Origin of the sequence: Paenibacillus sp. KS1 (genome assembly GCF_001680695.1) — a bacterium.
In the GTDB taxonomy this organism is placed as follows: domain Bacteria; phylum Bacillota; class Bacilli; order Paenibacillales; family Paenibacillaceae; genus Paenibacillus_B; species Paenibacillus_B suaedae.
Genome location: NZ_MAIS01000254.1, coordinates 1 through 1,089, shown reverse-complemented (window position 1 = coordinate 1,089; position 1,089 = coordinate 1). Strand labels below are relative to the sequence as shown.

2 protein-coding genes are annotated in these 1,089 nt (G+C 39.9%); both read right to left on the bottom strand.

Annotated features, from left to right (window positions below; all coding sequences use genetic code 11):
- Window positions 1-629: 629 nt before the first annotated feature.
- Complete coding sequence (locus BBG47_RS29245; protein ID WP_251482728.1) at window positions 630-773, bottom strand: aspartyl-phosphate phosphatase Spo0E family protein; 144 nt, start codon at window positions 771-773, stop codon at window positions 630-632.
- A gap of 119 nt (window positions 774-892) precedes the next feature.
- Window positions 893-1,089: hypothetical protein (locus tag BBG47_RS30510; protein WP_217492550.1), on the bottom strand; the 197-nt coding region annotated here is incomplete at its 5' end.

Sequence of the window (1,089 nt, the reverse complement as noted above, 5' to 3'; positions counted from 1 at the left end):
CATCCTACGCGGATGCGTGGATTGAAATCTGACGTATCTGTCATCGCAAATCTAGCGTCTCGTGTCGCATCCTACGCGGATGCGTGGTTTGGAATAAACAATAAAAAGAGTGCCTAGTTGGAGACTGCTGCAAAAGTCGTATGTTTAGAAAAACTGATGATTTAGGGGAGACAAATATGTCTCCTTAAACACGAAACGAGCCTTAGAAGCGATTCTAGAGGCTCGTTTTCTCTGATGACTAAGTTTTTTATGAAGAAAGTGGACTTTTGCAGGGATCTCTAGTTGGCACTCTTTCCAGTTCAGATACGTAACAATTGAACATATGATGCAGGAAGAAACAGAATGGGCTGTCCTACAAGTAGAGGACCACTTGTAGGCTGAGCCCATTTTTTTATGGTCATGTTATTGGAAGTCGTGCAATTTCTATAACCAGGATTCTTCTCTTGAAAATCAAATCAATGGAACACTATTCTACGTGGAGTAGTTACGATGATGTAAGGCATCAAATGAAATGATGCCGGAAATGACGAATTTTAAAATATTGTGCTTCCGTCTGCGGTAAGTTGCTGCTAACTTTTTTTAGCGAAGAATGCGGATTGGTTGGAAAAAATAGAATCTAAACCCTGCCACTATCTAGATCCTTTTATGTGTTCCTTTTGAAGCTCCAGTATATAAATATCTAGTTGTTGGCTAATCTGGACTACTTCGTGATCGCTAAGATTTCGTCCCTTTTTGTTTACGAGGCAGGATAGTTTTTGCTTGAGTCCATTGATTTTACTTAGTAGATCATCACCGTATACAATAGTCTGTCACCTCACTTTAGTTCTTAAAATGGGGCGCCCTTTCTTTACTATTAGTATACAATGAGTCGAATGGATCCTATTAAAAGGAATTAATGGGAAACATTTAAAAATGAAAAGAGTACCAGCTTGGTACTCTTACCATGGAGTATTCCGCCATTATTACCAAACAACGAAGACATCATAGCTTCCCCGATAATGACAGCGCTGAGAAAAGCAATGTATGCTTTTGGAGCGAAACGTCTCACTTTAATCCCTGCCAATCGGTTCGTTTGTAGTACTCCGACAG